The sequence below is a fragment of the Nocardioides sp. CF8 genome (genome assembly GCF_000389985.1).
Taxonomy (GTDB): domain Bacteria; phylum Actinomycetota; class Actinomycetes; order Propionibacteriales; family Nocardioidaceae; genus Nocardioides; species Nocardioides allogilvus.
Window position 1 is genome coordinate 2,669,429 of the sequence record NZ_CM001852.1, and the last position, 2,826, is coordinate 2,672,254.

3 protein-coding genes are annotated in these 2,826 nt (G+C 71.2%); 2 read left to right on the forward strand and 1 reads right to left on the reverse strand.

What is annotated here, in order from left to right:
• Positions 1–695: DUF1028 domain-containing protein (locus CF8_RS13000; RefSeq protein ID WP_036490980.1), on the forward strand; the 695-nt coding region annotated here is incomplete at its 5' end.
• On the opposite strand, the gene CF8_RS13005 is transcribed toward CF8_RS13000, so the two are convergent.
• Entirely contained in the window at positions 692–1,285 is a 594-nt protein-coding gene (locus CF8_RS13005; protein ID WP_010833570.1) for a class I SAM-dependent methyltransferase, read from the reverse strand. The two genes, CF8_RS13000 and CF8_RS13005, sit on opposite strands and share 4 nt — an antisense overlap.
• A 40-nt stretch (positions 1,286–1,325) precedes the next feature.
• Between CF8_RS13005 and glpK the strand changes: the two genes are divergently transcribed.
• Positions 1,326–2,795, forward strand: a complete 1,470-nt coding sequence (gene glpK, locus CF8_RS13010; protein ID WP_010833571.1) for a glycerol kinase GlpK — start codon at positions 1,326–1,328, stop codon at positions 2,793–2,795.
• Positions 2,796–2,826 lie beyond the last annotated feature (31 nt).

The following is a 2,826-nucleotide window of genomic DNA, read 5'->3' on the forward strand; positions in this document are numbered from 1 at the left end:
CCCAGGCCGACGCCAACGTCTCCTACAAGTTCCTCGCCCTCGCCCACCTCGACGACGGGGCCACGGCCCAGATCGCGCTCGACCGCCTGCTGGAGGAGGACGACGGTCGCGAGGACCGGCAGGTGGGCATCGTCGACATGGAGGGCAACGCAGCGACGTACACCGGTCGCGACTGCTTCGACTGGGCCGGCGGCGCGAGCGGTGACGGCTTCGCGATCCAGGGCAACATCCTGACCGGGCCCGAGGTCGTCGAGGCGATGCAGGCGGCCTGGCTCGCGGACACCGAGCAGCCGTTCGCCCGTCGCCTGCTCGCCGCCCTCGCGGCCGGCGACCGGGCCGGTGGCGACCGACGGGGACGCCAGTCGGCCTCGCTGCTGGTGGTGCGCGACGGTGCGGGGTACGGCGGTTTCGACGACACCGCAGTGGACCTGCGCGTCGATGACCACACGGACCCCGTGACCGAGCTCGAGCGGTTGCTCGACCTCAACGACCTCTACCTCACGGCCTCGACGCACGACGAGCAGGAGCCGGTCACCGACGAGCTCTTCGCCGAGCTGGAGGCCTTCGCCCGGGCCCAGGGGCATGAGCACTTCCGCGAGTGGGTCGGCTCGCAGAACTACGAGATGCGGGTCGCGCCCGGGCTGCGCCCGGAGTGGATCGACCGGCGTGTGCTGGGGATCGTGCGGAGCAGCTAGGCGGGCTTCGTCGCGACGACGTTGAACTCGTTGTAGGTGAACGCCTTGCCGGTGAAGCGCGGCAACGGGAAGCTGCGCCATTTTTCCGGACGCAGGCCGAGCGACGTCGAGAGGTCCATCAGGTCCTCGCCAGTCGTCCAGCGCACGTGGGTCGGGTCGGAGGCGTAGCCGCGCTCCTGCGGGCAGATGAAGAGCACCTTCCCGCCGGGCTTGAGGTAGGGCAGGTAGTCGCGGACGACCTGCTCCCCCATCGCGGGAGGCATGTGCTCGATGACGTGCGCGACCAGCATCGCGTCGAAGGCGCCGGGCACCCGCAGCTCGGACTTCTCCCACTCCTCGACCGTCAGGGCGTTGAGGCCGCGCTCACGGGCGAGCTCGACAGAGGTGGCGTTGTGGTCGACGCCGACCGAGTCCGCGCCGAGCGTCTCGAGGTTGCGGCCGATGCCGCAGCCGACGTCGAGGGTGCGTCCGAGGTCGTGGCGGCGCAGGTTCCACCGGTAGGGCGCCTGGACGTTCAGCACCTGCTTCCAGCGTGCCGTCTCCTTGTCGTGCAGCCGCTTGGCGTAGTCCTCGCCCCGTGTGTCGCGCATGCGGCAGAACCTACCTGAGTCGGAGCACTAGTTTGGTGCCATGTCTGTCCTCGCCATCGATGCCGGGACGACGGGCGTCACCGCCGTCGTCGTCAGTCCCCAGGGCCAGATCGTCGCCAAGGGCTATCAGGAGTTCGCCCAGCACTTCCCCAGGCCCGGGTGGGTCGAGCACGCCCCCGAGGAGATCTGGCAGGCCACCCTCGAGGCGACCAAGGAGGTGCTGACGAAGGTCGACGCGGCCGAGCTGACCGCCATCGGCATCACCAACCAGCGCGAGACCATCGTGCTCTGGGACCGCGAGACGCTCGGCTCGCCCCGACGCGCGATCGTCTGGCAGGACCGGCGCACCGCCGACATCTGCACCCGCCTGCGCGACGCCGGCCACGAGGACCGCGTCAGCGAGCTGACCGGGCTCCGCCTCGACCCCTACTTCTCCGGCACCAAGCTGATGTGGCTCGCCGAGCACGAGCCGCACACCTGGGCCCTCGTGCAGTCCGGCCGCTACGCCGTCGGGACGGTCGACTCCTATCTCATCGCCCGGATGACCCGCGGCACGTGGCACGTCACGGACGTCTCCAACGCGAGCCGCACCCTCCTCTTCGACCTCGAGGCAGGCGACTGGTCGGACGAGCTGTGCCAGCTCTTCGGCGTACCCCGCGACGCCCTGCCCGACCTCGTTCCCAGCTGGGGCGAGGTCGCCGCCACCGAGCCATCGGTGTTCATGGGGCTGTCGCTGCCGATCGCGGGCATCGCCGGTGACCAGCAGTCCGCCCTCTTCGGGCAGACCTGCTTCGACGAGGGCGACTCCAAGTGCACCTACGGCACCGGGTCGTTCATCCTCGCCAACACCGGGACCACGGTGCAGCGCTCCGAGGCGGGACTGCTCAGCACCGCTGCCTGGCGCTCCCCCGACGGCGTCCTCACCTATGCCAACGAGGGCGCGATCTTCGTGACCGGGGCGGCGGTGCAGTGGCTGCGCGACGGCCTGCAGATCGTCGGCAACGCCGCCGAGACCGCGGCCGTCGCCGCCAGCGTGCCCGACACCGACGGCGTCGTGTTCGTGCCGGCGCTCACCGGGCTCGGCGCCCCCCACTGGGACCCGCACGCCCGCGGCATGATCATCGGCATCACCCGCGGCACGACCCGCGCCCACATCGTGCGCGCGACCCTCGAGGCCATCGCCTTCGAGGTGCGCGACGTGCTGGAGACGATGCCGGAGATCGCGTCGTTGAAGGTCGACGGCGGCGCCGCGGCCAACGACCTGCTCTGCCAGTTCCAGGCCGACCAGGTCGGGCTGCCGGTGGAGCGTCCCCAGATCGTCGAGACCACCGCCCTCGGCGCGGCCTTCCTCGCGGGGCTCGGCACCGGCGTCTGGGAGTCGACCGACGCGCTGCGCGAGACCTGGGCGCTGGACCGGCGCTTCGAGCCGGTCGGTGAGCGCGACGCAGCCGACCATGCCCACGCGCGCTGGCGCGACGCCGTCGAGCGGTCGAAGGGCTGGGCGGGCTAGCTGTGATGTCCAGGGAGGTTGTCCCGCCGAG